The 25,850-nt window shown below is 66.4% G+C and carries 22 protein-coding genes; 4 read left to right on the top strand and 18 right to left on the bottom strand.

All coding sequences use genetic code 11. The features are described from left to right. The 18 genes from AC3WG5_RS03420 to AC3WG5_RS03505 form a co-directional block, all read right to left on the bottom strand. Positions 1 to 324 carry a hypothetical protein gene (locus AC3WG5_RS03420; RefSeq protein ID WP_492567788.1) on the bottom strand — a complete coding sequence of 108 codons (324 nt, stop codon included), beginning with the start codon at positions 322 to 324 and terminating at the stop codon, positions 1 to 3. Positions 325 to 468: 144 nt separating this feature from the next. Then, positions 469 to 981 carry a phage baseplate assembly protein V gene (locus tag AC3WG5_RS03425; RefSeq protein WP_008953983.1) on the bottom strand — a complete coding sequence of 171 codons (513 nt, stop codon included), beginning with the start codon at positions 979 to 981 and terminating at the stop codon, positions 469 to 471. Next, positions 978 to 2,102 (bottom strand): hypothetical protein, encoded by a 1,125-nt coding sequence (locus AC3WG5_RS03430; RefSeq protein ID WP_492567789.1) that lies wholly within the window; start codon positions 2,100 to 2,102, stop codon positions 978 to 980. Before AC3WG5_RS03430 ends, AC3WG5_RS03425 begins: the two co-directional genes overlap by 4 nt. Then, positions 2,095 to 2,412, bottom strand: a complete 318-nt coding sequence (locus AC3WG5_RS03435; protein ID WP_492567790.1) for a LysM domain-containing protein — start codon at positions 2,410 to 2,412, stop codon at positions 2,095 to 2,097. The genes AC3WG5_RS03430 and AC3WG5_RS03435 overlap by 8 nt, the downstream gene beginning before the upstream one ends. Before the next feature lie 118 nt (positions 2,413 to 2,530). After that, positions 2,531 to 3,187: a hypothetical protein gene (locus tag AC3WG5_RS03440; RefSeq protein ID WP_492567791.1), complete on the bottom strand. Its 657-nt coding sequence runs from the start codon at positions 3,185 to 3,187 to the stop codon at positions 2,531 to 2,533. A 21-nt stretch (positions 3,188 to 3,208) separates the two neighbouring features. Further along, positions 3,209 to 6,607 carry an eCIS core domain-containing protein gene (locus AC3WG5_RS03445; protein WP_492567792.1) on the bottom strand — a complete coding sequence of 1,133 codons (3,399 nt, stop codon included), beginning with the start codon at positions 6,605 to 6,607 and terminating at the stop codon, positions 3,209 to 3,211. Between the two features lie 5 nt (positions 6,608 to 6,612). Beyond that, positions 6,613 to 6,882: a hypothetical protein gene (locus AC3WG5_RS03450; RefSeq protein ID WP_492567793.1), complete on the bottom strand. Its 270-nt coding sequence runs from the start codon at positions 6,880 to 6,882 to the stop codon at positions 6,613 to 6,615. Next, positions 6,879 to 8,771: an ATP-binding protein gene (locus tag AC3WG5_RS03455; RefSeq protein WP_492567794.1), complete on the bottom strand. Its 1,893-nt coding sequence runs from the start codon at positions 8,769 to 8,771 to the stop codon at positions 6,879 to 6,881. Before AC3WG5_RS03455 ends, AC3WG5_RS03450 begins: the two co-directional genes overlap by 4 nt. Continuing rightward, on the bottom strand, positions 8,768 to 10,102 hold the full coding sequence (locus tag AC3WG5_RS03460) for a Pvc16 family protein (RefSeq protein WP_492567795.1): 1,335 nt from the start codon (positions 10,100 to 10,102) through the stop codon (positions 8,768 to 8,770). Before AC3WG5_RS03460 ends, AC3WG5_RS03455 begins: the two co-directional genes overlap by 4 nt. Then, positions 10,099 to 10,425: a hypothetical protein gene (locus AC3WG5_RS03465; protein WP_492567796.1), complete on the bottom strand. Its 327-nt coding sequence runs from the start codon at positions 10,423 to 10,425 to the stop codon at positions 10,099 to 10,101. Before AC3WG5_RS03465 ends, AC3WG5_RS03460 begins: the two co-directional genes overlap by 4 nt. 449 nt (positions 10,426 to 10,874) lie before the next feature. After that, entirely contained in the window at positions 10,875 to 11,585 is a 711-nt protein-coding gene (locus AC3WG5_RS03470) for a hypothetical protein (protein WP_492567797.1), read from the bottom strand. A 68-nt stretch (positions 11,586 to 11,653) separates the two neighbouring features. Beyond that, positions 11,654 to 12,178: a phage tail protein gene (locus AC3WG5_RS03475; RefSeq protein WP_008953973.1), complete on the bottom strand. Its 525-nt coding sequence runs from the start codon at positions 12,176 to 12,178 to the stop codon at positions 11,654 to 11,656. Positions 12,179 to 12,242: 64 nt separating this feature from the next. After that, entirely contained in the window at positions 12,243 to 14,531 is a 2,289-nt protein-coding gene (locus tag AC3WG5_RS03480) for a phage tail sheath family protein (RefSeq protein WP_492567798.1), read from the bottom strand. Between the two features lie 597 nt (positions 14,532 to 15,128). Next, positions 15,129 to 16,025 (bottom strand): 3-hydroxyisobutyrate dehydrogenase, encoded by an 897-nt coding sequence (mmsB, locus tag AC3WG5_RS03485; RefSeq protein WP_492567799.1) that lies wholly within the window; start codon positions 16,023 to 16,025, stop codon positions 15,129 to 15,131. 23 nt (positions 16,026 to 16,048) lie between these two features. Beyond that, complete coding sequence (locus AC3WG5_RS03490; RefSeq protein WP_492567800.1) at positions 16,049 to 17,170, bottom strand: enoyl-CoA hydratase/isomerase family protein; 1,122 nt, start codon at positions 17,168 to 17,170, stop codon at positions 16,049 to 16,051. 35 nt (positions 17,171 to 17,205) lie between these two features. After that, positions 17,206 to 18,366: an acyl-CoA dehydrogenase family protein gene (locus AC3WG5_RS03495; protein WP_492567801.1), complete on the bottom strand. Its 1,161-nt coding sequence runs from the start codon at positions 18,364 to 18,366 to the stop codon at positions 17,206 to 17,208. A gap of 220 nt (positions 18,367 to 18,586) precedes the next feature. After that, positions 18,587 to 20,095, bottom strand: a complete 1,509-nt coding sequence (locus tag AC3WG5_RS03500; RefSeq protein WP_492567802.1) for a CoA-acylating methylmalonate-semialdehyde dehydrogenase — start codon at positions 20,093 to 20,095, stop codon at positions 18,587 to 18,589. Between the two features lie 96 nt (positions 20,096 to 20,191). Beyond that, positions 20,192 to 21,895 carry an AMP-binding protein gene (locus AC3WG5_RS03505; RefSeq protein ID WP_492567803.1) on the bottom strand — a complete coding sequence of 568 codons (1,704 nt, stop codon included), beginning with the start codon at positions 21,893 to 21,895 and terminating at the stop codon, positions 20,192 to 20,194. 167 nt (positions 21,896 to 22,062) lie between these two features. On the opposite strand from AC3WG5_RS03505, the gene AC3WG5_RS03510 reads away from it, so the two are divergent. From AC3WG5_RS03510 to AC3WG5_RS03525, 4 genes are all read left to right on the top strand, one after another. Then, positions 22,063 to 23,025, top strand: a complete 963-nt coding sequence (locus AC3WG5_RS03510; protein WP_492567804.1) for a LysR family transcriptional regulator — start codon at positions 22,063 to 22,065, stop codon at positions 23,023 to 23,025. 91 nt (positions 23,026 to 23,116) lie between these two features. Beyond that, the gene (locus tag AC3WG5_RS03515; protein ID WP_492567805.1) at positions 23,117 to 23,677 is read left to right on the top strand and encodes a frataxin-like domain containing protein; all 561 of its coding nucleotides are present in this window, start codon (positions 23,117 to 23,119) and stop codon (positions 23,675 to 23,677) included. A 221-nt stretch (positions 23,678 to 23,898) separates the two neighbouring features. After that, entirely contained in the window at positions 23,899 to 24,498 is a 600-nt protein-coding gene (locus AC3WG5_RS03520; protein ID WP_492567806.1) for a MarC family protein, read from the top strand. 247 nt (positions 24,499 to 24,745) lie between these two features. Continuing rightward, entirely contained in the window at positions 24,746 to 25,492 is a 747-nt protein-coding gene (locus AC3WG5_RS03525) for an alpha/beta hydrolase (protein ID WP_492567807.1), read from the top strand. Positions 25,493 to 25,850 lie beyond the last annotated feature (358 nt).

Genomic DNA, 25,850 nt, shown 5'->3' on the forward strand with positions numbered 1-25,850 from the left:
TCACACCCCCGAAACCCTTAGCTGCGTCACCGTGACCATCATCGGCGTGCCGGTCGGCGTGCAGACCGAGGTGCTCGACTGCAGCAACACCGGCTGCCCACCGGCAAACACCCGGGTCGCCCCCACCAGCCATTGCCCGGTAACGCAGGGGCCATTGCCGGCGCTGGGCGGCGGCATGCTGCAGCCGGCGACGACGTAGGGCGCGGTGAGCGTGGTGACCGGCTGACCGGACACCAGCACGCGCGGAAACGGCGCGGTCGGCGTCGCCTGCCCGCCGTGGGCGCACATCACCGTGGCGCCAAGGTGCAAGAGAAAACCAGGCATCACTGTCTCCTCCCCTGACGTGGCAAAACCGGTCGATCGGCACGGGCCGGCCAGCCCTCGCCCGGCGCGATGCGGCGCGGGTCCGCCGGTGCCGTCCTCGGAGGGCTCAGGCCAGGACGCTGACGCGTGCTCACGTGGCGCATTTCAGATCACCGTCAAGGCACCCTGGTTGATGTTCACCGTCGGGCCATTGAGCATGATGGTCGCCCCCTGGCCGTTGCTGATGGTGATGCCAACCTCGTTGATGGAAATCAGTGCCCCCGTGGTGCTCTTCAGCAGGATGCCGCCCGTCGGGCCGGGCAGATCGGACAGCATCAGCGTGTTCTGGTTGCCGCTTTGCAAGACGAGGCTCGGCGACACCGGCAGGCCCGCCAGCGCCAGTGCCGGCACCTCGGCCGCACTGCCCCAGAAGCCGCCCACCCAGATCGGGTAGTCCTGGTCGCCCTGCTCGAACTCCACCCACACCCCGGCGCCGATCTGCGGCAACACGAACACCCCGCTTTGCTTGCCGGCAAAGGGTACGCAGGGCATCGCCCAGCTCGACAGGCCGACACCCAGCACATCGGGCACCTGCACCTGGACGCGGCCCATCTGCATGGGGTCGATGTTGTTCAGCACCACGCCGCGATACTTGCCGTAGAACTTGCCTTCGCTCATACCGGAACCCTCGGAAGTGTGGAAATCAGGCCGTTGCGGGTCAGCGTGAAGTTCTGCTTGAACTCGCCCGCCTTGAAGGTGCTGCTGACGTTCTTCACGTAGTACAAACCGTCGAATGCCGGGCCGGCACCCCGTACCCCGACGAGTTGGCGCGCCTTGAGCACGTTGCCGTAGCGCAGGACGTCGAGGGAGCCGGTGGCGGTGACCACGTCGGCGGAGCCGGCCGCTGCCGCCAGCCCCTTGGACAAGGCCGCCATGGGCGACAGCTTGGCGGTTTCCTTCATCAGGTTGATCGACTTCGGCAGCGGCGGCAGCAGCCCCAGCGGCGGGTTGGCCAGGCTGATGTCGGGAATCGGCAGCGGGATGGGAAACTTGGTCAAGGCGTTCTGGATGAACACGATCGGCAACGAGGCCTTGGTGTTGTCCACGGCGAAGGACAGCGATTCGACGTTGCTGTGGGCGTCCATGCCCAGATTGAGCGCCGGTTGCGGCACGCCCAGCTTGATCTCCGGTCCCCAGTAGGCGGTGTTCATGCCCGGCAACGGCCCGGGGTCGACATAGAACACGTAGCCGGCATCCTTGGCCAGCTTCTGCACATAGGCCAGGTCGGTGCCTTCGTGGGTGGGAATCTTGTCCACAGGGATGGGCACGTCGCTGAAGATCTGCGGGATGACCAGCGGCACCATGCCGAACATCGCATACTTGGCGACCACCAGCGCCACCCGTGCCTCGGCCGGCATGGCCGGGTAGGGAATGCCGTTGAACTCCTGCTGATCCATCGCCACCGAGAGGTCCTCCCCGGTAACGGTCAGGGTGCTCTGCCCCGGCTCGTTGGAGCCGCTGACCTCCTGCTTGGTGATCAGCCCGTCCATCATCACCAGCGGCAGGCTGTTCAGGGTGGCCACGATGAGGACCCGCAACCAGGGCACCCGGCCCCCGGTCAGCACCAGCAGGGTATGCAGCGGCGAGTTGTTCTCCAGCACGAAACTGATCTGGAAACCGCTGCGCGAGCCGGCCGCCGACGTCACCTGGACGCTCGCCAGGGCGTCCATCACCGGTTTCGGCACCGGTAGCGGAACCGCCGGGCCCGCCAGCAGGGAGAGATGGATGCCCTTAAGCATCGTTCATCCCCGGCATGCCTTCCGGCAGGGTCAGGCGTATGCGCCGCCCCAATTCCTCCAGCTCGCGCGGATGCAGGCTGCCGTTGGCGTCTGGCAGGCGCCAGAACTGCTCGGAATCGCCGAGCACGGTCGCCGCCATGAGGTCGATACGGTCACCCTCGACCACGCGGTACTCCTGCAGCGCCACAAAGCGCGCCGGATCGGGCACGAAGCGCCGCCGCAGGTAGACCCGCTTGCGGCCGTCGGCGTCGTACAGTTCGGCGGTATCGCAGCCGTAATAACGGCTGTTGGGTGGGAACCGGTCACTCATTCGCGAACACCTCCATGCCAAGTCCTGCACGCTGTGCTGCGCCGTCCGCCCCTTGTGGGGAGCGGCTCGCGCCTCTAATCTGTCTGCATCACCGGATCACCTGCATGCCCTGCCCGCCTCAGAACAGGCTGTTCAGGCCCAGGCTCGCCAGCGTTGAGCTGGATGCCTTGGCCGCCAGCCGCTCCCGGCTCTGGTGGTAGACCATGTACAAGTGCCCGCCCTTGTCACCGAAACCGAGGTCGTTGACATTGAGCACACGCATGCCGAGCGTGATGCGGGCGCGGATCGGATTGAGCTGGGTGTCGAACGCCTCTTCGACGATGGCAAAGTCGGTGATGCGCACGGGCACCACGCGCTCCTTGCTCCACACGAACAGCGGCAGCGGTGCCTGCACCGGGATGATTTCCAGCGTGCCCGCGTTGGCCATCTGGTTGTTGCGGATCAGGGCACCGCTCTCCGGGTAGACGATGGTTTCCAGCGCTGCCAGTTGCGGGTGGATGCCCACCTCGACCACGGTGCGATGCTGGTCGGGAAACTCCAGTTGGTCGGTGGCATCGATCTCGGCGTCCAGCTTGATGGTTTCCACCGGCGGTCCTTTGAGCCGCAGCGGCTCGCTGTGTGCCGCGCTGCCGCCCGTGCTCTGCGGCTGCAGGCTGCGGGTCAGCAGGTCGGGGTTGTACTGCAGCGCGATCACCCGCTGCACCGTGCCGCTGGACGGGTCGATCAGGATCAGCCCCCCCTTGAGCAACTTCGGTGAATTCGTTAATCCGGTCATGGCGTGGTCCTCATCGCGCGCCTAATCGCCCTTGACCGAGCACAAGCCGGTTTCTTTCGAACCGGCCTCGCGCTCGTCGCTCTTGTTGGCGTCGCCAAACAGGCTGGACAACATCCTGGATGGATCAAGCTTCAGTTCCGACGGCTCCGGCTTGATGTCGGAGAGGCGCGGCATCCGGAAGCCTTCGACGCTGTCGTAATGCAGAGGCAGGCGCACCCCGAGCCCCAGGCCGGTGTCAAACTTGCCGCCCAACAACTCCCAGCTCTTTTCGGTACGCACCTTGAAGCGCCATACGCCGGCCTCGGCATATACCCGGGCGCAAAGCGCGGCCGCCAAGACCACGTTGCCACCGATATAGGCGCTGGCATCGACGCTGAACTTGTCCTTGCTGTAGGCAATCTCGCTCGACAGCTCCGCCTTTCCCTCCAGACCGGCCTTGGCGGAGACGTTGAGGCCGCCGCCGACTTCCGCGATATAGGCGTCGATGACCACGTCGGCGCCGATCCTGCCGGTGATGCCACCGCCCGCCGGGATGCTGGCCTTGGCCTGTAGAGTGAAGCTGAAGTCGGGGTTGTCCTCGAACGGGCTGAACTTGACCGTTGCCTTGACCCCGGTAAGGACACCGGGGCCGACGTAGTAGTAGTACCCGAGACTGCCCCAGAGCTTGACCTTGAGGCCGATGTTGCCGATCGAGGCGCCGGGAATGGGGATGCTGCCGGAGGCCTGGAAGATGGTGTGGTCTTCCTGCTTCTCGGGGAAACGTCCGAAGAGCTTGATGTCCGGAAAACTCAGTTCACCATCGAAGGTGATCTTCTGGTGCTCGTCGATGGTGATGCCGGCGGTCGCCACCAGATCCTTCTTGATCTCGTAGGAGAGCCGGCCCTTGCCGCTGATCTTCTCGTTGGGGTGCAGCTCGACGACGATATTGCCCTTGGCCTTGCCCTTGTCGATCTTGATGTCGCCCTTGCCGTACACCTTTTCCTTGCCACCCTTGTTCTCATAGGTGGCATCCACCGTACCGTCGAGGCCGGAGAAGGCGAAGCCGGCCTGGCCCTTGGCGATGAACAGCTCCCCGTCGTACCAGAGGCTGGCCTGGATCGGTTTCAGGTAGGGATTCTTGACCTTGATCCGGCCCCGCCCCTGGAACACCCATTTGCTCGCGGTGTAGTTCAGCTCCAGGGTGGCCTCGTTGTTGCCCGGGAGTTCCAGGTTGACCTTGCCGCTGGCGTCGATCTTGCCGGCCTTGAACCAGACGTCGACCGAGCCGCTCTTCACGTAGGGTATCTTGCCGGCCATTTGGCCGGATTCGATGTGCGCCCCGCCGCTCCACTCGCCCCCCTGGTACTTGACCTCGCCCTTGGCCTGATCGATTCCGGGCAGGTAGACCAGCAAATCGCCCTTGAGCACCAGGCCGGCGTCGTCAGCCGAGGCGGTGAGCTTGAGATCGGCCAGTTTTTTTCCTGCTCCGAACTCCAACGCCAGCGTGCCCACCGGCTTGAACACTGGCGCCAATTCAAGGGCGATGCTCGCCTCGGTGACCTTCACGCCGGGGAACGGCGGCTTGATCTTGTCCTTGTCGATGCCCTTGGTGACACGGAAACTGTTGGCGTCCATCGCCACGTTGAGCGTCGGCAAGAGCGGGATGCTCGGCTTGATGGTGCCCTCGGCGCTGATGCCGGTGGAATCGACGGTCAGGCTGGTGAACTGGCCGGGGCTCAACTTGGTATATTCGAACTTGATCGGCGCGCTCGGCTTGCCCTTCGGCAGCAACAGCGAGCCGTCCGGACCGATGCCGAGCAGCAGATCCCCGCCCTTGGTATTGGGCTTGAGATGCATGATTTCGCCGTCGATGCTGGCGCGGATCTTGTCCCGCCCCTTGCCCTTGCCATCGCGCTCGAAACTGACCAGGGTCAGACCCTTGATGCTGCCGGCGGCCGCCTTGTTCTCGGCATAGGGCGAGCCCGCCAGCGGGATCGACTTGCTCTTGTCCGCCGGCAACTTGAGCTTCACCGGGTTGCCCAGGATGATCAGGTCGTAGTCCACCACCACGGCGCCACTGGCGGCCGTGATCGAGGGGTCGTTGAAGCGTTGCCCCAATTGGCAGCACAGCGAGCACTTCGGGCTGCCCTGCATCACCGCGCCCTTGAAGGACAGCGATACCCGCTTGGGCCGCTTGTTGCCCAGTGCGGTCTTGGCGTCATCGAAAGCGGCGCTGGCGAGATAGCGCAATTGCTGTTGTATCAGGTTGCCGCTGGAGCCGTTGTCCACCTTGTCCAGCACCTGCAGGTTGTCAGCGTTGTTGTCTCCGCCCACCTGCAGCTCCTGGACATGGTCGATTTCGCAGGTCGGGCCATTGGGGATTTTGGGGAACGTCGACTCGCCCCCGACTTCCTTCCAGCGCTTGTGGGCCTCCTTGCCCAGCTTGTAGCCATACTTCGACAACCAGGTGCGCTGCAGGGTATCCGTGGGGTCGCGCGGGATGTTCTTGTACGGCTTGGGGACGCCGCCGGCCCACTCGAACACGGCCGTCAACGGCCGGTACGGCTTGTTGCATAAGGCCAGCGCGTACGGGCCCTTCTGCGCCGGCAGCACCAGCTTCTCGACCTCGTAGTCGGCCTGGGTCTTGCTCACCGAGCCCGACACCTGTACCGGCACCTCGCTGCTGGTGAGGCTGAAGCTGCGGTTGTAGGTGGAGGTTTCGTACTCGGCGGTGAAGCCCGGTGCCGGATCCTTTTCTTCGGCGGCGGGAGTGGCTCCTGCCGGCGTAGCGGCCGGCGCCGGTGGCGTGACAGTCGGCGTGGCCGGCTTGCGCGACAGGCGCGGACCACCCTGGCTGAGTGCGCCATTGGGCAGCGGCTGCCCGCTCATCACCCGGTCGGCCGCAAAGTCGGCCTCGCGTTCCAGGCGTTGGTAATCAGGCCCCTGGTCGGCCAGGTTGCTGATGCCGGCGCGCTGCAGCCCCTGCTGCTGCACGGTGTGCGCCAGCTCGTGAGCCAGCAGATGGCGGCCGCTGTCGCTGTGGGGCTGGTACTGCCCATCGGCGAAGACGATGTTTTGCCCCACGGTGTAAGCGTGGGCGTCGACATCGCGCGCGGAAGCGGCGGCGGCGCCGTCGTCGTGGATACGCACAGAGCCAAAGTCGCTGCCGAAACGGTCTTCCATGAAGTGCCGGGTATCGACATCCAGCGGCCGCCCTGGGCGCTCCAGGGTGGTCCCGACCGAAGCCGGCAGCCCCGTCTGCGGCGTCACCGGGCGGCTGGCATGGCGCTGCAGCTGATGCTGGGCGGCGCAGGTTTCGCATTCGCCACTGCCGCCGGCGTTGGCACCGCAGGCGCACTTGCGCTGCAGCAGGCCACGCGCCGACGCCTTGCTGGCGGGCGGCTCGCGCTCGGCTTGCGGCGTCAGTACGTGCTCGGCCATGACGGTCAGTCTCCCAACTGTTGGGCTATCAGCCGTGCTAGCCGCCGCCCGGTGAGTTCCGGACGCTCGCCCGCCTGGCGACGAAAACGCGCAATCTGCAGCCGATCGGCCTGGAACCCCTGCGCCGGCAGCGGTTGCGCCGCCAGCAGGCGGCCCAGTTCGCGCTTGAGGGCCTCGGCCAGCCGGGTGCCATCGCGCAAGGAATACCCCGGCAAGGCCAGGCTGCCGATGTGCAGATTGATCGCCGGCGCGACTGGCTTCGTTGCGCCTTTCATAGCCAATCCCCCACCTCGGCAGCCGACAGCGGTTTCTCGAGCTTGGCGAATTCGCTTTCGGCAGCGGTACGCAAGTGACGCATGGCGATGGCGGTGTCCTCGTCGGCAGCAAGGAAGGCCGCATTCAACGCCAGGTTGCGGATGTGCCCTCCGGACAGCGACAGCCGTGCCAGTTTGCCCAGATCGAGGTCGGCCACCGGCGTGTTCGACGGAAACACCCGCGCCCAGATGGCGCTGCGGGCAGCGGCGTCCGGAAACGGGAATGGCACGATGAACCGCATGCGCCGCTGGAACGCGGTGTCGATGGCTTGCTTGAGGTTGCTGGTGAGAATCGCCAGGCCGTGGTAGGTCTCGATGCGTTGCAGCAGGTAGCTCACCTCCAGGTTGGCGTAGCGGTCATGGCTGTCGCGGACTTCGCTGCGTTTGCCAAACAGCGCATCGGCTTCGTCGAAGAGCAGGATGGCGCCGCTGCGCTCGGCAACGGAAAACACCCGCGCCAGGTTCTTCTCCGTCTCGCCGATGTACTTGCTGACCAGCGCCGCCAGGTCGATGCGAAACAGATCGAGCCGCAACTCGTTGGCGAGCACTTCGGCGGCCAGGGTCTTGCCGGTACCGCTGCCGCCGACAAACAATGCGCTGATGCCAAGCCCGCGCGTGCTGCGCTCGGCGAAGCCCCATTCGCGGTACACGCGGCGGCGCTGGCGCACCTGAGCGGCGAGGGTGCGCAACATGGTGATGGCCGTTTCCGGCAGCACCAGATCGTCCCAACCCGCCTGAGACTCGACGCGTGTCGCCAGCTGCTCAAGGTCGTGGCGTGCCTCTCTGCGACAGGCATCCCACAGTTGCTCGCCCCCCTGCCCGGCTGCGCCATCCCAATTTGAGGCGATACGCACGATGACGTTGGCCGAAAGATGGAACTGCTCGGCGATGTGGCCGAGACGACCGTTCAGCCCCTCGCCTCTCTCCCCCAGCGCCTGCTGCCAGACCGCGAGGCGGCTGGCCGTATCACCGCCGTGCCAGTCGACGCGCCATTGAGGGCGGCGCAACGTCAGGTTGCCGTCGCCGCTGACCAGGATCAGCCCCTGCAGTCCCTCGATGAAGTCCCCCAGCCGCTGCGCCTGAGCAGGCTCGGGCCGCTCCAGTTCAACCCAGAGCAAGGCGTTGTGCAGCAAGGCTTCGCGCTCCCAGAGGCGCGCCAGCAGCTCGCGCTCCTGTTGCGCGGCAGGCAACTCGCGCGCCTGCAGACGGTACAGCCGCAGCTTGAGTTGCGCCGCCAGTGACTTGGCGAAAGTCTCTCCGTCACCCTCTTCGAAACGGGCGACCACAGTCGTCGCCAGACTCGGGGCGCCCTGCCAGTGTTCGGCAAGCCGGGCGATCTCGGGGTCGAAGCGGGTGTCCGCGCCCGCCTCAACAGGCCGGAACCAGGGCTCCAGCCGTGGGTCCGGGTAGCTCAGTCCCACCACCTGATGCAGGATCGACTCGTCCACCACCAGTCTTGCCTGCAACGGCCCGCCACTGCCGGCCAGTTCCAGCAGGCGCCAGCGCCGCAGACGACCGACCGGCGTGGCGGCTGCCCAATCCGGTTTGGGCAGCAGAGCCAGCGCCAGCTCGAAACTCAGCCAGGGTTTGTTCTCGTCGCCCTGCGCCTGGGCCAGCAGGGTGCGAAAGCGCACATCGAGCTCGGTGGCCACGGCCAGCAGCAGGACGTCCTGCTCGAAACGGTTCAGTTCCAGGCGCTGGGACAAACTGGCCAGCGCCGGTGGCGTTTCGAGGTAGGTGCCGTACGGGGTGGGCTGGCCGGAAAGCGAACGAGCCAGGTAGTCAGCAAAGGCGTCCAGCGCGGAGGCAAGCAGGCGCCGGTTAGCGGCCAGATCACGACGCGAGCTCATGGCAGCACCTCCGGCCCGCTGAAGCGCCCGTCCGGCCCCAGCACCAGCGGGCTGGTTCCCGCATCCACCTGGACCCGGGCAAGGTAACTGCCCTGGGCCACGTTGCGGTAATCGACAGTAACCTCGGCGGTGCTCTCGGCGGGCGCAACGATGCCGTTTCCCTCGCGCGCGGCAAAGCTGTAGGCGCGTGCCGGCCGGTTGGGCGGCGGGCTCTTCTCGTTGAGTAGCAGGCGGACGCGCTGACGGCTGCCGATACGCGGCACACAGCCGATCTTGATCGTGCCGCTGCGGTAGGTGACGCCGTCCACGACGGTGCTGGTGGCACCGGGCTGGACGGTGAAGCTCGCCTCGGGATTGAGGACGAAGGCGGCCAGATTGGATTCCTGCCCGCCGTGCACCTGTGGCGGCTGCCCCATCCACTGCGGGTGAATCAGTTGCACGGTGCAGACCCCGGCGCGCAGCGTATCCGGAATGGCGGGAGGGTTGGGCGGATCGGGCAAAAGAAAGCCAAACGCCAGTTCATCCGCTCCCAGGCTCTGCACGCCCCCGGCAAATTCCTGGCCGTTGAGCAGCAGGCTGACCGTCGGCGCGGCAAGGTTGACGCCGCCGATCCGCACCGTGCCGCTGGGCACGATAGGCGCCGAGGCTCCGGCGCTGGATTCGACCCGATCGAGGCGAGGCGCCCGCAACGGCACCACGTAGAGGTTGCGGGCCAGAACCGGCAGCGGGCGACGCACGCTCTGCGGCGACTGCATCAGCACCACGCTGACGAGGTAGGCGGCACTCGGCCGTGCCGGCGTCTGCAAGGCCGCCCAGATGCGCGAAATCTCATCCGTGGTGTGGTTGAGGGGCGTGATGCGCAGCTGTTCCAGCTGGTCGGCCAGCCCGGCCAGTTCCAGCTCCTGCGGCAGGTTGGGCTTGTTGGCCGCCGGCTTCAGTGCATCGCGGATCGCCGCGCGGCCCAGGGCGGGGGTATCGTGCAGGATCTGCATGGCGGCCCCCAGCATGATCTCGGCGTGAAAGTCGGCCACTCCGTAAGCCGAGAGCAGGAAGTGCAGGTCGAGCGCCAGGGCCGGGTTGGCGATGCGTTCGCCGCGTCCGTCGCGGCTTGGCAGATCGAGGTTGGCCCAGCCGGGATTGCGCGTCTGGTTGTACAAGAAAATGTTGAGCTGGCTGGAGCCGCTGTCCGACGCGATGCGTTCGGGCGGGATGCAGGTGACGGGGACGGCATTGGCCCCCAGAACATCGTCCAGCTTGAGCGCAGCGAAACCGCTCTGCAGCACCTGCTGCAATACGGCGGCAGTGGCGGCGACCCCGAGCGCGTTGCTCATTCTCGCCCTCCCCGGCCACGCCCGGCGTTGTTGCGCTCCTGCAGATACGCCTCGAGGGACTGCACCACCGGCTGCCGCGGCGCATTGTCATGACGCGGTACAGTGGGTGGCTCCGCCGGCAGCACCTCGATACGGCCGATGTTGATTTCCACTCGAGGCGCCCCCAGCTGCGGCGCGGGCACGGCAGCATGCTCAGATCGCGGCGGAGCGGCCGGTGGCGCCACCGCAGGGTAGCCGTGCGGCTCTACCAGAGTCAGGCGCTCCACCCGCTGTTCGAGCGTGTGTTCCACCGTGTCCCGGTGCTCGATTCTCTCGTGGTGCACGTCGAGTCGCTCATGCACCCGGTGCTCCACCGGCTCGCTCGCCAGAGGTTCCAGTCGTGGCGCCACCACAACGCCAGGCAGCGCCGGCTCGGATGGGAGAGCTACTGGCTGCGTGAGCGGTGGTGCCTCCTCGACTCGCGCAGAGACTGTCTCGATCGGCCACCGTGGCACCGCAGGAGGCAGAGGGTTCCGCCCTTCGCGGGGCTCGCCTGGTGGCGGCGTTTCCATATCCAGAACCGGTTCCGTCTCGGGCCGCAGCGGGACGGAAGCATCGGGCCGTAAAGGCGGCACGCTACGAGGGGGCGGGGTGTCGACCGGAGCGCTGGGGACATCGGCCGCCGTTTCGGAGAAAGTGACCGCGGCCGACTCCCCTTCGAAGCGCGACGGTGCACGGGGGTGAATGCGCGGGGCTTGCAAGGCGCGGCGGGCCAGCGTGGACAGGTGATCGCTCATGCCAGCACCCGTGCCAGGTAGCGGGCACGCCGGGCCGGGCTCAGGGCGAGGATGTGCGCCTCGCTCCAGCCATAGGCCTGCGCCAGCAGATGAACCTGATCCAGCAGACGCTCCGCCCAGTGTCCGAGCGCTTCGTCGAGGTAGACACCGATATCGAACAGTTCGTCCCATTGCCGGGCGCAGGCGGGGCAATCGAGGCTCAGCTCGGTCGCGGCCTGGGGATCGGCCTCGGCCATGGCCTGAGCCAACAGGGCCTGCAGCTCCGCCGGCGGTGCCTCGGGCATCTCGCCGTCGACACAGCGGCGCAGCAGCAAGGTGCGCGCCTGCTCGACATCGCCGGCCTGCGTCAGTGCAGCCAGATCGCGACTGTCCGGCAAGCGGTAGCGGAACGACCGGCCTTGCCACTCCACGCTCAGCGTCGACTCGTCCAGCGCCGGGGCGTCCAGCCGCAGGGCGTGACAATCCAGGCTCAGTTCCAGGCGTTCGCCGCAGGATGGGCAATGGGTGGTGGCGTCGAGGCGGGAGCCAAACAGGGCACCGTGCAGTGCCAGCAACTGACTGTCGCGCCGGCCCAACGGCAGTCGTTCAGCGGCCGCCTGGCCGTCCTCCATGAGGGGCGCGAGCAGGGCACAGGGGCGCAGGGGCGGCGGCAGGGTCTGGCTGTGCTCCCAGGCCCGCAACCAATCATCGGCAGTGAGTGCGCGCAAGGTTGACCTCCATCCGTAGCCGTGGCGGGTACCGCGTTCAGCCCGCGCCACGCGTCAGTACGTCGTTGTCAGCTCGGTTCGGTGAAGCTGGGCTCGCTGGGCTCGGCCACTTCGTAATCACGCTCCCAGCCCTCGTTCTCGAGCTTGAGGCGGGCGATGGCCACGGCGTTGGCGTTGGCATCCAGATCAGGTAATGACTGGAACTCGCTGACCCAGCAGCGGTACACCTTGTAGGCCACCGCCAACTGGCCGGCCTCGTTGTACAGCTCGATGATGAGGTCCTTGCGAAAATCCTTGAGGGACACTTCCGCACCCAGGCCGGAACCGAAGTTCCACACCTTGTTGGCCCATTTTTCGAACTCCGGGTCGTGGGTGACGCCGCGCTCGAGGGTAATGGCCTCGAACTCGGTGCGGCCGGGGGACTTGCGGCTGCTGCTGGGGTCCCCTCCCTCACGGTGTTTCACCACTTCGGTGGTGCGCTTGAGCGCGGAGACCTTGCTGATGCCGGCCACGTAGCGTCCATCCCACTTGACGCGGAATTTGAAGTTTTTGTACGGATCGAAGCGCTGCGCGTTGACGGTGAATTGGGCCATGGGTGTTCTCCCTGATGAACCGGAACGGAGTCACGCGCCCGGAGTGAGCGCGCACTCCCCTCGGTCAGACTTGGATCTGGCCAGCCAACTGCTGGATCTTGATCACCACGAATTCCGCCGGCTTGAGCGGAGCGAAAGCCACCAGGATGTTCACCACCCCCCGGTTGATGTCGTCCTGGGTGGTGGTCTCGCGGTCGCATTTGACCAGATAGGCCTCGCGGGCGGTCTTGCCCTGGAAAGCTCCCTGGCGGAACAGGCTGTTCATGAAGGCGCCGAGGTTGAGGCGTATCTGCGCCCACAGGGGCTCGTCGTTGGGTTCGAACACCACCCACTGCGTGCCGCGGTAGAGACTTTCTTCGAGGAACAAGGCGAGCCGGCGCACCGGTATGTACTTGTACTCCGATGTCATCTGATCGGCGCCGCGCAGGGTGCGCGCCCCCCACGACACCGCACCGTATACCGGAAAGGTGCGCAGGCAGTTCACGCCGAGCGGGTTGAGGCTGCCGTTTTCGCGATCGGTCAGTGGGTAGTTGACGGCCTGAACGCCAACCAGGGTGGCATCGGTGCCGGCCGGGGCCTTCCACACCCCACGGTCGCCGTCGGTGCGGGCGTAGAGTCCGGCGATGGTGCCGGACGGCGGGGTCAGCCGCAGCTTGCCGTTTTTCAGCGGGTCGGCAATGTACACCCAAGGGTAGTAGACCGCGGCGTGATCGGACTTGGGCAAGGCGGTTCCGGACACGGCCGCCACCATGTCCTCGGGCGAGGCCGCGGACGGGGGCGCGTCGATGACGAAGAAGGCTCGGCGCTCCTCGCAGTAGGCCGCCGCGTCCATCAACACGCCGGTATCGGTGACCCCGGGCAGACAGAGGATGTTGAACAGGTCCACCTCTTCCAGCGCGTAGATTCCCGTGCGGGCGGCACGATCGGCGATGAAGGCCGGGTAGACGTCGGCCGCGCCATAGGGCGTTTCGTTGCCGCCCTGCAGGGTGACGTTCACGGGCTGCACGGTCGTCGAACCGGCCAGCAGGTGAAGTTGGTCGGCAATGCTGTTGAGCGGCGCCGCCGTCACGGCAATGCTCGCACCGGCCCCTTGGGTGCCGGTGGCCAGTACCAGCTTGGTGCCGCCATCCACGCTGCAGGTGAAGTACTTGTACGCCGGGTTGCTCGGCTTGAGTGCCCGGACGGCAGACTGGATGCGTGCCGCCACGTCGGCCAGTTTGGCCGCCAGGTTGGCGCCGGCGGCGGCCGTATCGCCGATGTTGACGACATCCGGGCCGTTGCCGTCCAGGCTCAGGCGGAAGCTGGTATGCGTTGCATCCGGTAAGGCATCCAGATCCGTGGCGCCGAAGGTATCGCTCTTCAGCATGGCCGGGTCGGGCACCGGAACCGGGCGAATGGCCGCCACCGCATCGATTTCCGTCCCCCCCGCCTCGCTGCCCAGGCCGAGCACCGCACTGGCATTGTTCTTCTGCCCCGGCAGCACGCGCACGCTGGAGAATTCGCCGCCGACACCGGACTTCATCTGGATGGTCTGGGTACCGGCGGGACGGGCACAGGCAAAGCTCTGGTAAGCCAGCTGGCTGTTGGCCTGGGCCTGGACCTTGGCCTGGATGGCGGCGCACAGTGCGTCGAGCCGCTGGGTCGGCGTGCCGCCGCCGATGTCGGCCGGCAGCGCAATCACCACCTTGACCGGCGGCAGGCCGTTGACGCTGACGCGGAATTCATTGTGATTGGCATCGAGCAGCGTCGCCACGTCGGTGAGGGTGGCGCTGCTCGAGGTGCCGGCAGCCAGCCCGTCCAGGGTCGCCTGGTTGACGAGCCGGGTCAGCTTCACCAGTTGCGAGACGCCATTGACCTGATCGAGAGCGTAGCGGGCATCCGCGGAGTTCATCGAGAGGTTTTCGTAGCGTTCGGCACGGCCGTCCGAGGCGCGGGTGAAGGTGAGGTTGAAGGTGCTGCCCGGATTGCTGGTGAGGTAATCGACCCGCACCTCGATGCCGTTGCCGGAAGAACCGGCATCGAGCGCGGTGGCCTTCAGCACATTGGCGGCGCTGGCGTTGAGCAGGATTTTTTCCGCGGCGGTGGCATCCTTGACGATGCGTACCGCGTACGCCTCGGTGCCGCCGTTCTGGAAGAACTGGCGCACGGCGTAGCCCATCTCCGAATCCAGCGCCAGGCCACCGAAGCGTCGTTCGTAATCGGCAAAGCTGAACAGGTGCACGGCCTTGTTGATGGGACCGCGCGGGGCGGAACCGGCAAAGGCGGCCACTGACGTGGCGACCCCGGTAATGGTGCGCACGCCACTCGGCAGTTCTTCGAGATAAACGCCGGGGTAGCTGAGTTGAGCAGTCATGGGGGCGACTCCTTAACGTGAAAGCGAAGTGCAGCCGAACAATGTCATGATTCTTCTTGAGAAAATGCCATTGCCGCTCGCCTCACGCGTAGCCCAACCACGACCACCCCCAATCCGGATAGGGCAATAAGGCACCTCGAGCGGGGCCATTTTGCCTCTTCCGTGCGCGAAACTATTTGGCAGTGAGTTATCTATAGATACCCTTTTTGCGCACTACAAATAGATTTTTTGTGACATCAACATAATGATTTACAGACTTGAAAGCGCCCCATTTAGAGCGCTTTCACACGGCCGCAGCGGGATCGAGCGCAAGGCACCGAGCAGCCTGACCGCAGGCCAGCGGAGGCATACTGGTTGTGAGCATGACAACGCGGGAAACAAGGGCCCCGCCCTGCTCCACCATAACCATGCCCGGTAGCAAGCCGGGCCAAAAACCGCCGCCCGGCCGCCACCGCTGCGGCAATGACGACCGAGCAGGAGCCGAGCGATGGCGTCGGGAGGCAGGGAGTGCTTCGCGCCCACACAACAGCGTAGAGCGGGAGGGGCACGCCATCACGCCCCCCCAACCTGCCGCCCTGTAAGGTCTAGGGGGGCGGCTCAGGCCGACAACTCGGCCACGTAGCTCTGGATGATGGCGGAGAAATCGAGTCCGCCGTGACCGTCCGCGCTGAAACGCCGGTAGCACTGCTCGGCCAGCGCGCCCAGCGCCAGTGGCAACTCGATTTCGCGCGCGGCTTCGTTGGCGAGGCCCAGGTCCTTGAGCATGAGATCGGTGCCGAAGCCGCCCTTGTAGCCGCGGCTCGCCGGGGCATTCTCCATGACCCCGGGCCAGGGGTTGTAGACCTCCAGCGCCCAGTTGCGTCCCGAACTCTTGGCGATGATGTCGGACAGCACCTTGGGGTCGAGGCCGTTCCTGACGCCCAGCGCCAGCGCCTCGGCGGTGCCGGTCATCAGAATGCCGAGCAGCATGTTGTTGCAGATCTTGGCGGTCTGGCCCGCGCCGCTGGCGCCGGCGTGGAAGATGTTCTTGCCCATGGCTTCAAGCAGCGGACGGGCGCGTTCCAGATCGGCTGATTCGCCGCCGACGATGAAGGTGAGCGTGCCGGCAGTGGCGCCGGCGGTACCGCCGGAGACCGGGGCATCGAGCATGCAGAGACCGGCGGCCCGGGCCGCCTCGGCCACCTTGCGCGCACTGGCGGCGGCGATGGTGCTGCAGTCGATCACCAGCGTGCCTTTGGGCAGGCGGGCGAACAGGCCTTCCTCACCCAGGTACAGTCCTTCGACGTGCTTGCCGGCGGGCAGCATCGAGATCACCACCTCGGCCCCTGCCACGGCATCAGCCGCGCTGCTAGCGGCACGGGCGCCGGCGGCCTGCAGCCTGGCGAGCGCCTCGGCCGAGAGATCGAAGGCGCTCACGGCGAAGCCCTTGTTCTGCAGATTGAGGGCCATGGGGCCGCCCATATTGCCCAGCCCGATGAAAGCGACGTGTTGCATGGTGTTTCTCCTCTGATGGCGTGTTACTTGAGGTCGGCCAGCGGATGCTCCGTGGCCGGCCATGGGCTGATGAAGTGGCTTTCCACCCAGCCGTCCGGGATGGCGGCCAGGGTCGGGTAGTGCCAGTGCGGCGCGCGGTCCTTGTCGACCAGCAAGGCGCGCACCCCTTCGCGAAAATCCGGCCGGGCGCAGAAGTTGACCGACAACGTCAGCTCCATGCGTAGCGCTTCGGCCAGCGACAGGTGGCGGGCGCGCCGGAAGATTTCCCAGGTGACCGCAGCCGAGCTCGGGCAGCCCTGGGCAAAGCTCTTGGCCGCCGCGGCAAGCCAGGGGTCTTCGAACGCGGTGCCGGCGAGCGCCGCCGCCACGGCGTCGAGGCTGCCCAGGCTCATCAGGCGCTGCACCGTGAGCAGGTTGCGCGCGCAGTTCGCGTCCGGCATCGGCTCATGACGCGACGCTGCCAGCGCACTCAACAGTGCGCTCACCATGCCGTGGTGCCGCGCCGCCGGGCGGGACCAGTCGGCCCGTTCCAGCTCCCGCAGCAGGGCCTCCTGGCCGTCTTCGGCCAACATGTGGTCGGCCAGGTTGCACAGCACGGCATCGTGGGCGTTGAGCGGCGCGCCGGTGAGGCCGAGGAACAGGCCGAGCCTGGCCGGCATGCGCTGCAGGAACCAGCTGCCGGCCACGTCCGGGTAGAGGCCGATGGTGATTTCCGGCATGGCGATGCGGGTGGAGGGCGTAGCCACGCGGTGGCTGGCCCCGGCCATCAGCCCGAGCCCGCCGCCCATGACGATGCCGCCGCCCCACACGATCAGGGGCTTGCGGTAGCGGTGGAGGTGGTAATCGAGCCGGTATTCCTCGCTGAAGAACGCCACGGCGTCGGGGTTGGGGGTGCGGCTGTCGTCCAGCAGCGCCCGGCGCAGCGAGCGCACGTCGCCGCCGGCACAGAAGGCCTTGTCGCCGGCGCCGCGCAACACCACGGCGACCAGGCCAGGGTCGGCTTCCCAGGCGCTCAGCCGCTGCTGGAGCAGACGGATCATGTCCAGCGTCAGCGCGTTGAGCGTTTTTCCCGCGTTCAACGTGGCGATGCCGAGGCGATGGCCGCTGGCGGTGGCGCGTTCTTCGAACAGGACAATGTCTTGCATTGCGAATTCCCTCAATAGCCTGTTGTCCGTGGCGATCAGCGCAGCGTCTCCAGCGCGCCGTCCTGCAGCAGCCGGCGCGCGACGATGACGCGCATGATCTCGTTGGTGCCTTCCAGGATCTGGTGCACGCGGCTGTCGCGCAGGTGACGCTCGAGCGGGTATTCCTTGATGTAGCCGTAGCCGCCGAACAGCTGCAGCGCCTCGTTGGCTACCTTGAAGCCGGCATCGGTGACGAAGCGCTTGGCCATGGCGCAGTAGGCCGTGGCGTCCGGGCTGCCGCTGTCGAGCTTCCAGGCAGCGAGGCGCACCATCTGGCGCGCCGCGACCAGTTCCGTGGCCATGTCGGCGAGGCGGAACTGCACGGTCTGGAACTCGGCCAGCACCTGGCCGAACTGCTGGCGTTCCTGCACGTAGCGGGTGGCGGCTTCCAGCGCGGCCTGGGCGGTCCCCACCGAGCAGGTGGCGATGTTGATGCGCCCGCCGTCCAGCCCCTTCATGGCGAAGGTGAAGCCCTGGCCCTCCTCGCCCAACAGGTTGGCCGAAGGCACGGCCACGTTGTCGAAGGTGATGGTGCGGGTGGGCTGTGAATTCCAGCCCATCTTCCTTTCCTTCTTGCCGTAGCTGATGCCGGGCAGATCGGCCGGGACCATGAAGGCGGAGATGCCCTTGGCGCCCGGGCCGCCGGTGCGCGCCATCACCACCAGCACATCGGTGCTGCCGGCGCCGGAGATGAAGGCCTTGCTACCGTTGAGGCGGTAGACGTCGCCATCGCGCTCGGCGCGGGTGCGCAGGTTGGCGGCGTCCGAACCGGCGCCGGGCTCGGTCAGGCAATAGCTGCCCAGCTTGGCGCCGCTCGCCAGTGCCGGCCCCCACTGCTCGGCCACTTCCGCTCGGGCAAAGCTGCCGATCATCCAGCTCACCATGTTGTGGATGGTGAGGTAGGCGGCGGTGGAGGTGCAGCCGGCGGCCAGTTCCTCGAACACGATGGCGGCGTCGAGCCGCGTCAGCCCCAGCCCGCCGTACTGCTGCGGCGTGTACAGCCCGCAGAAGCCCATCTCGCCGGCGCGGCGCAGGGTGTCCTTGGGAAAGACTTCCTCCTCGTCCCAGTGCGCGGCGTAGGGCGCCAGCTCGTGGCGGGCGAACTCGCGCGCGCTGTCCTGGAACGCGATCTGCTCTTCGTTGAGTGCGAAATCCATAGTCATTCCTTTTATCAAGCTTGTTCCAGTAGGCGAGCGAGCCAAAGCAGGTTGAGGAAGGACGGGGCGCAGGAACTGCAGTGGACATGTGGTCCATGAGGATTCCGTATCGCTGAGCGAATTACTGCGTGCAAACCTTCGATTTGCTCAGCGATAAATTCGCACGCAGTCCGGCCCGACCTCGAGATGCGCAGGCGCAGCCGCCTAATGGGACGGGCGATCAGTTCAGCGAGATGGTGGTATTCACCTTGCCGCTGCTGGCCGCATCGTCGAACCAGCGGCTGGTGACGGTCTTGGTCTGGGTGTAGAACAGGACCACCTGCTTGCCGTACGGCCCCAGGTCGCCGAGCTTGGAGGCGCGCGAACCGGTGAACGAGAACAGCGGCACCGGCACCGGGATCGGCACGTTGATGCCGACCTGGCCGACGTCGATCTCCTCCTGGAACTTGCGTGCCGCCGCGCCGCTCTGGGTGAAGATGGCGGTGCCGTTGCCGTTGGGGTTGGCGTTGATGAGTTCGATGGCCTGATCCAGGGTGTCGGCCGCCGTGAGGCACAGCACCGGCCCGAAGATTTCCTGGTCGTAGATCGCCATGCCGGGCTTCACGCCGCTGAAGATGGTCGGGCCGACGAAATTGCCCTGCTCAAAGCCAGGCACCTTGACGCCGCGCCCGTCCAGCTCCAGCTTGGCGCCCTGCTCCACCCCCTGGGCGATCAGCGATTCGACGCGGTCGCGCGCGGTGCACGACACCAGCGGCCCCACGTCCGGGTTGTCCTTGCCGGGGCCGACGCGCAGCGCCTTGGCCTTGGCCACCAGTTCCGGAATCCAGTTTTTCGCCTCGCCCACCAGCACCGCCACGGACAGCGCCATGCAGCGCTGCCCGGCCGCACCGAAGGCCGCGCCGGTGAGCTGGTTGAGCGCCTGCTCCTTGTTGGCGTCCGGCAGCACGATGGCGTGGTTCTTGGCGCCCATCATGCACTGCACGCGCTTGCCGGCAAGGCTCGCCCGGTTGTAGACGTGGGTGCCGACCTTGCTCGATCCGACGAACGAGATCGCCTTGATGTCGGCGTGGTCGCAGATGGCGTTGACCACGTCCGGGCCGCCGTGCACCACGTTGAGCACGCCGGCCGGAATACCCGCCTGCAGCGCCAGCTCGACCAGGCGCATGGTCACCATCGGGTCCTGCTCGGACGGCTTGAGTACGAAGGTGTTGCCTGTGGCGATCGCCATCGGGAACATCCACAGCGGGATCATCGCCGGGAAGTTGAACGGGGTGATGCCGGCGCACACGCCAAGCGGCTGCAGCACCGAGTAGGTATCGACGCCGCTCGCCACGTTTTCGGCGTACTCGCCCAGTTGCAGGTTGCCGATGCTGGCGGCGTGCTCGACCACTTCCAGGCCGCGGAACACGTCACCCTCGGCGTCGGCCAGGGTCTTGCCCTGCTCGGCGGTGAGGATGGCCGCCAGTTCCTTCATGTGTTCGCGGATCAGCTGCTGGTACTTGAGGAAGATGCGCGCGCGGCTGCCGATCGAGGTTTTCTTCCAGCTCTTGAAGGCCGTCTTGGCGGCGGCCACGGCGGCGTCGACCTCGGCCGGGGTGGCCATCGGCACGCGCGCCAGCACCTCCTGGGTGGCCGGGTTGACGACGTCGCGCCAGACGCTGGTCTGCGATTCGACGAACTCGCCGTTGATCAGGAGCTTGACGGTGGGAACGGTGGTGGAAAGAGTCATGATGAGCCTGCCTTATGGACGAAGTGGGCCAGCCCCCTCGGCGCCAGGGCCGAGGGGATGTGTCGTTAACGGGGAAATGAGAGCGGTATGGGCCGGTCAGCCCTTGAGCGCCGGGAAATCGTCTTCGAAGTATTCCTGCGGGCCGCGCGCGTTCTCCTCGCGGCGCTGCGCCTCCAGCTTGCGCAGCTCGACGCGGCGGATCTTGCTCGACAGGGTCTTGGGCATCTCGCTGACGAACTCGATGCGACGCACGCGCTTGTAGGCCGCCAGCCGTTCGCGCGCAAAGCGGAAGATGGTTTCGGCCAACTCGCGATCCGCCACCTGCTCGGGAGCCAGGATGATGAAGGCCTTGGGCACCGCCAGGCGCACCGGGTCGGGGCTTGGCACCACCGCCACCTCCATCACCGCCGGGTGCTCGATCAGCGCGCTCTCCAGCTCGAACGGGCTGATGCGGTAGTCCGACGCCTTGAACACGTCGTCGGCGCGGCCGACGAAGGTGATGTAGCCCTCGTCGTCGATCATCGCGGTGTCGCCGGTACGGTAGTAGCCGTCGGCCATCGCTTCGGCGGTTTTCTCCGGGCTGTCGGCGTAGCCCAGCATCAGCCCGAGCGGGCGCGGTTCGAGCGGCAGTACCACTTCGCCTTCGCTCGCCAGTTCGCCGTCGGGCCCCATCAGCGCCACGCGGTAGCCCGGCAATGGCCGCCCCATCGACCCCGCCTTGAGCGGCTGCCCGGGGGTATTGCCGATCTGCGCGGTGGTCTCGGACTGGCCGTAGCCGTCGCGCAGCGTCAGGCCCCAGGCCGCCTGGATCTGCTCGATGATTTCCGGATTGAGCGGCTCGCCGGCACCCACCAGCTCGCGCAGGCTGAGCCGACCGCGGTAGGCCGCCAGGTTTTCCTGGATCAGCATGCGCCACACCGTGGCCGGCGCGCACAGGCTGGTGATGCGGCAGCGCTCCAGCACGCCGAGCAAGGCCGGGGCGCTGAAACGCGCCACGTTATGGATGAACACGCAGGCACCGGCGTTCCACGGCGCGAAGAACGAGCTCCAGGCGTGCTTGGCCCAGCCCGGCGACGAGATGTTCAAGTGCACGTCGCCCGGCTGCAGGCCGATCCAGTACAGCGTGGAGAGATGGCCGACCGGGTAGCTCTGGTGGCTGTGCAGCACCATCTTGGGCTTGGAGGTGGTGCCGGAAGTGAAATAGAGCAGCAAGGGGTCGGTCGCCAGCGTCGTACCGTCCGGCTCGAAACGGTCCGGGTAGCTTGCGGCGGCGGCGTGTTCGATCCAGCCCGCCGTGGCCGGACCGACCGCGATGCGGGTGTAGCTGCCGGCGACGTCGGCGAACTTGTCGAGATGGGCCTGGCCCACCACCACGTGGCTGACGCGGCCGCGGTCGAGGCGGTCGCACAGGTCTTCCGGGGTGAGCAAGGCGGTGGCGGGAATCACCACGGCCCCCAGCTTGATCGCCGCCAGCATGGTTTCCCACAGCGCCACTTCGTTGCCCAGCATCAGCAGGATGCGCTCGCCGCGCTTCACTCCCAGGGCGCGCAGATGGTTGGCGACGCGGTTGGAACGCCGCGCCAGTTCGTCGAAGCTGTAACGCTCCTCGCTGCCGTCCTCGTTGACGATCCACAGCGCCGGTGCCTGGTTGCCGCGCGCCAGTTCGTCGAAGTAGTCCAGCGCCCAGTTGAATTCGGTGAGCTGAGGCCAGCGGAAGTCTCGATACGCCGTGGCGTAGTCGGTACGGTGAGTCAGCAGAAAATCCCGCGCGGCCACGAAGGCCTGGCAACGTGCATTCATTGACGTCTCTCTCCTGGATGGAACACCTCCGGCACGTCTCGCTCTATGCCGGCCCGGTTCGTTTTTTTTGTTGTGCTTCAACCCGCCGAAGCCGCTGGTCTGGGTGGTTGAAAACGAGTATAGATAGGAGAAATTCCACCAGGAATAGACAAAAACACCGGAGCGATATGCAAAAAAGCCCCATACCCGTCGACCGGCTGAACTGGGACGACATCAAGTTCTTTCTCGAGGTCGCCCGCACCCACACCGCCAGCAGCGCGGCAAAGCGCCTCGGCGTCGACTACACCACGGTGTCGCGCCGCATCCGCGCGCTGGAGCAGGCGCTGGGCGCCTTGCTGTTCGAGAAGTCACGCTCGGCCGGTTTCGTCCTTACCGTGGACGGGCAACAGTTGCTGCGTTATGCCGAGGCGATGGAAAGCGCCTTGCAGGCCGCCTGTGAAGAGGTATCGGGGACCGGCTTCGCCTTGTCCGGCCATGTGCGCATCGGCTGCACCGAGGGTTTCGGCTCCGGCTTCGTCACCCCGCAGATCAGCCGCTTTCAGGACCGCTACCCCGACATCACCGTCGATATCCTGCCGGTGCCGCACTTCATCAACCTGTCGCGGCGCGAGGCGGACATCGCCATCACGCTGGAGCGGCCCGAGCGCGGGCCTTACGTGTGCTCCAAGCTGTGCGACTATCGCCTGCTCTTGTACGCCAGCCCGGACTACCTGGCACGCCACCCGCCGATCCGGCAGCCGGAAGACCTGGCCGGGCACCGCTTCATCACCTACGTCGATGACCTGGCCTTCAGCCCCAAGCTGCTGTACATGGACGACGTGCTGCCCGGCGCCAGGAGCCCGTTGCGCAGCACCAGCGTGATCGCCCAGTACCAGGCCGCGCTGCAAGGCCGCGCCCTGGCGATCCTGCCCTGCTTTCTGGTCGGCGACGACCCGCGGCTGGTCCGGGTACTGCCGGAGCAGGTGGCCGTCACACGGCAATTCTGGATGTACTACAGTGAAGACCTGCGCAAGCTCAAGCGCATCACGCTGGCGGCGGACTACCTGCGTACCTGCGCCCAGCTCAATCAGGACTTCCTGCTCGGCGAAGCGCCCCGGATGAGCTACCTGGAAGCGGAGGAAGCGGCATGAAACGAGGCTCTGGCGAAACTATCGCCACGGCGGCATCGCCTGCCGCTCCCGACTCGGCCAGGGCGGCGAAGCAACGCCCGGAAGTACGTTCATGAAGACCCATTGGCTGGTCGGGGTAATGCTGCTGGCGCTGCTGACCTGTTCCGGCTGCGCCCGGCCGCAGTACGGCGAGAACTATTTCATCGAGCTGCGGGGCAGCCCGGTGGTGCGTGGTTTCCGCTACGCCGGCAACGAGCAGAATCCGATCGACGATCTCTGGATCAAGCTGGACAAGGCGGCCCCCTTCCAGTTTCGTTTTCCCGATGGCGCGTGGGTCGACTCCCGGCAGATCACCCGGCAGACCCTGAGCGAACACGGCATCCACATCGATCAGGACGGCACGCTCACCCAGGCCATCTGGCACCCCGATTTGCCGCTGTGGGCATCGGTGGTGGGCCGACATCAATACTTTTCCTTCGACATCAAACCCGACGGCAAGGTGGACTCCCTGACCCTGGGCGCGTGCGGCTCGGCCTTCAAGGAGATATTCAGGACGGCGCAGGGCACCCACCCCGTCGGTTTCCCCATGACGGTGAAGGAGCTCGAGCAAATCTTCGGACCGACCTCTCGCGTGGACCGTCTCGCCCTCGTGACCGGATTCAGCTGCTTCTGATTTCCATCGCGACGCGGCAACGACAGCCAGGCCCCTGAACGGCAACACGTCGGCCGAAGCCACCCTGCCTATGACACCCGTGCTGCAGCCAGGGTGAACGCCACATTCGCGACGGGTCGACGATACCGCACTGGCCGGCCGCTGCGGCATACTGGGTAAAACGGGCGGACGCCTTTTTGTCGCCGCCAGCGGCCTGATGCCGCGCTGACTCCGGGAGAAACATGGAAACATCGTTCTGGTCGGCCACCGTGCTCTTGATCCTCATCACCGATCCGCTGGGCAACATCCCGCTCTTCATTACCGCGCTCAAGCAGGTCCGGCCGGAACGGCGCCGGCGCGTGGTGCTGCGCGAGTGCCTGATCGCGTTCGCGGTGCTGCTCATCTTCCTGTTCTTCGGGCGCCATTTCCTGGAACTGATGCAGCTCTCGGACGAGTCGCTGCGCGTCGCGGGCGGCGTCATCCTGTTCCTGATCGCGCTCAAGATGATCTTTCCCGGCGAGGAAAGCGCCTTTCCCGGCAAATCCCAGGGCGAACCCTTCATCGTGCCGATTGCGATTCCGCTCATCGCCGGGCCCTCGGCCATGGCCACCGTGCTGCTGCTGTCGACGCGCGAACCGGCACGCATGCTGGAGTGGACCGGCGCGCTGACAATCACCATGCTGGTCAGCACCACTGTGTTCCTGGCCTCCGGGCGGCTGCAGAAGCTGCTCGGGGAGCCGGTGATCGCGGCGCTGGAACGGCTGATGGGGCTGGTGCTGACCGCGATTTCGATTGAGATGCTGATGGGCGGGGTGGCGGCCTACCTCAAGAAGCTGGGCTAGGACGTGTCTCCCCGCGCGTTTGGAATACCTCCTGCGCGACCACCGCGATTGCACATTGCGGATCGGCTGCCCGCACGCCCTGGACCCGGGCGTGCAGGGCGGCGGAGCATGAGCACGGGAGCACCGGATGATTGTTTCCTGTCGGGAGACAGTCATTTTCCTGAACCCGGGTTTATCGGCTCCTGGGGACGCCTCAGAATGGACGCCATGCTCGCCCCTGTTGCCGCATTTCCTGCAAGGATACCCAATGACCCCGCCGCCAGACCGTGACCCGACCTCGCCGCAGCCGCTCACCCTGTCCAGCGCGCAGCTTTCGCCCCCGCAGCACGACGCGGCTTCGGGGCTAACCTACCGCACGCTGGTCCTGCCAGCCGCGGCGTCGGCGCCCCGCCCGCAGGCCCTGCTGTTGCTGCTGCACGGCGTGGGCGGCAACGAGATGCAGTTGGCCGGACTCGCACCGCTGCTCGACGCCCGCATCAAGGTGGCGCTGGTGCGCGGTCCGCTGGAGTTCGGGCCGGGACAGTTCGGCTGGTTCCAGGTGAGCTTCGGTCCGCAAGGCCCGTCAATCAATCCGGACCAAGCCGAACGCAGCCGGCAGCAGTTGCAGCAGCTGGTCGCCAGTCTGCAGTCGGCCAGCGGCATCGATCCCGCGCACACCGTCGTGGCGGGCTTCAGCCAGGGCGGCATCATGAGCGCCGGCCTGGCTCTGACCGAACCGCAGCAGGTGGGCGGTTTCGGCCTGCTGTCGGGGCGCATCCTGCCGGAAATCGCCCCGCATCTCGGTGCGCCCGACGCGCTGGCACGGCTGGAGGGCTTCGTCTCGCACGGTGAATTCGACGACAAGCTGCCATTGAGCTGGGCGGAAAAAGCCGGCAACTGGCTCCGTGAATTGGGCGTACCCCACCAGTTGCACCTCTACCCGGTGGGCCATCAGTTGACCTCCGTGATGGCCCACGACTTTGTCGCCTGGCTGACGGCACGCTGCCTGGCATAACGAGCCCCTCCGCCCGCCGCCGCGCCCCTCCAGGCGCCGCTCAGGCACATCAGACCATACCGGCCCCAAGCCCGCCTTTCATCGAGAGGCGGGCTTTTTTCCCCGGCGCCCCGCACTTTTTACCAGCCCGCTTTCCAGCGGGAATGGGCCTCCGCCTTGCTCAATACTGGCCGAGTATCGTCGGATACTGAAACAGTATTAGACGGTCGATTTCTTTATCCCCAGGATACGACTGCCTTGAATGGGCCGTTCATTAAAACGGCGCTTTCATTTCGGCACTCCCATTCAAACAAAATAAAACCATGCAGCGCCGCCCTAAAAACCCGGCGCCAGCAGGCAAGTCGATCAGTTTACGGAG

It is taken from the genome of Pseudogulbenkiania sp. FW507-F1, assembly GCF_058781125.1.

Bases quoted from the DNA above. Each gene is read 5' to 3' on its own strand.
- AC3WG5_RS03500 (WP_492567802.1), bottom strand. From the start codon at position 20,095: ATGACTCTTTCCACCACCGTTCCCACCGTCAAGCTCCTGATCAACGGC.
- AC3WG5_RS03475 (WP_008953973.1), bottom strand. From the start codon at position 12,178: ATGGCCCAATTCACCGTCAACGCGCAGCGCTTCGATCCGTACAAAAAC.
- AC3WG5_RS03480 (WP_492567798.1), bottom strand. From the start codon at position 14,531: ATGACTGCTCAACTCAGCTACCCCGGCGTTTATCTCGAAGAACTGCCG.
- AC3WG5_RS03445 (WP_492567792.1), bottom strand. From the start codon at position 6,607: ATGGCCGAGCACGTACTGACGCCGCAAGCCGAGCGCGAGCCGCCCGCC.
- AC3WG5_RS03520 (WP_492567806.1), top strand. From the start codon at position 23,899: ATGGAAACATCGTTCTGGTCGGCCACCGTGCTCTTGATCCTCATCACC.
- AC3WG5_RS03455 (WP_492567794.1), bottom strand. From the start codon at position 8,771: ATGAGCTCGCGTCGTGATCTGGCCGCTAACCGGCGCCTGCTTGCCTCC.
- AC3WG5_RS03460 (WP_492567795.1), bottom strand. From the start codon at position 10,102: ATGAGCAACGCGCTCGGGGTCGCCGCCACTGCCGCCGTATTGCAGCAG.
- AC3WG5_RS03435 (WP_492567790.1), bottom strand. From the start codon at position 2,412: ATGAGTGACCGGTTCCCACCCAACAGCCGTTATTACGGCTGCGATACC.
- AC3WG5_RS03490 (WP_492567800.1), bottom strand. From the start codon at position 17,170: ATGCAAGACATTGTCCTGTTCGAAGAACGCGCCACCGCCAGCGGCCAT.
- AC3WG5_RS03510 (WP_492567804.1), top strand. From the start codon at position 22,063: ATGCAAAAAAGCCCCATACCCGTCGACCGGCTGAACTGGGACGACATC.
- AC3WG5_RS03425 (WP_008953983.1), bottom strand. From the start codon at position 981: ATGAGCGAAGGCAAGTTCTACGGCAAGTATCGCGGCGTGGTGCTGAAC.
- AC3WG5_RS03525 (WP_492567807.1), top strand. From the start codon at position 24,746: ATGACCCCGCCGCCAGACCGTGACCCGACCTCGCCGCAGCCGCTCACC.
- AC3WG5_RS03515 (WP_492567805.1), top strand. From the start codon at position 23,117: ATGAAGACCCATTGGCTGGTCGGGGTAATGCTGCTGGCGCTGCTGACC.
- mmsB (WP_492567799.1), bottom strand. From the start codon at position 16,025: ATGCAACACGTCGCTTTCATCGGGCTGGGCAATATGGGCGGCCCCATG.
- AC3WG5_RS03495 (WP_492567801.1), bottom strand. From the start codon at position 18,366: ATGGATTTCGCACTCAACGAAGAGCAGATCGCGTTCCAGGACAGCGCG.
- AC3WG5_RS03450 (WP_492567793.1), bottom strand. From the start codon at position 6,882: ATGAAAGGCGCAACGAAGCCAGTCGCGCCGGCGATCAATCTGCACATC.
- AC3WG5_RS03420 (WP_492567788.1), bottom strand. From the start codon at position 324: ATGCCTGGTTTTCTCTTGCACCTTGGCGCCACGGTGATGTGCGCCCAC.
- AC3WG5_RS03430 (WP_492567789.1), bottom strand. From the start codon at position 2,102: ATGCTTAAGGGCATCCATCTCTCCCTGCTGGCGGGCCCGGCGGTTCCG.
- AC3WG5_RS03505 (WP_492567803.1), bottom strand. From the start codon at position 21,895: ATGAATGCACGTTGCCAGGCCTTCGTGGCCGCGCGGGATTTTCTGCTG.
- AC3WG5_RS03440 (WP_492567791.1), bottom strand. From the start codon at position 3,187: ATGACCGGATTAACGAATTCACCGAAGTTGCTCAAGGGGGGGCTGATC.